This is a genomic window from Vogesella mureinivorans (assembly GCF_007644035.1).
Classification (GTDB): domain Bacteria; phylum Pseudomonadota; class Gammaproteobacteria; order Burkholderiales; family Chromobacteriaceae; genus Vogesella; species Vogesella mureinivorans.
Genome location: NZ_VMTV02000750.1, coordinates 1 through 308, shown reverse-complemented (window position 1 = coordinate 308; position 308 = coordinate 1). Strand labels below are relative to the sequence as shown.

General features: G+C 67.2%; 1 protein-coding gene. It reads right to left on the bottom strand.

The features are described from left to right. Positions 1-308, bottom strand: a 308-nt coding sequence (locus tag FLQ44_RS18055; RefSeq protein WP_206208966.1) for a hypothetical protein, incomplete at both ends; no start/stop codon positions are given.

The following is a 308-nucleotide window of genomic DNA, read 5'->3' as shown; positions in this document are numbered from 1 at the left end:
CCAGGTGTTGGTCGTCGAAACCGCACGGTCCTGCGCGTTGAACAGGTCGATGCTGAACTGATCGACCGGGAACTCCTGGCGCTGGGCCGTGCCCGCGCTGGCGGTGTCGCCGCCGTACTGGGTCAAGGCGTCCTCGCTGCCGTCTTCGTGCCGGTGATCGTGCTTGAGGCGCAGGCCCGTGTCGGTGCGGGTGATGACCCAGGTGCGCGAGTGGTCGTCGCCAACGTGGAAGGGCACCTTGACCTGGCTGTCGCCGCATTCGCGCACGTGCATCACCAGCGCCTTGCCCTCGAAGGGATCGTTCGGCT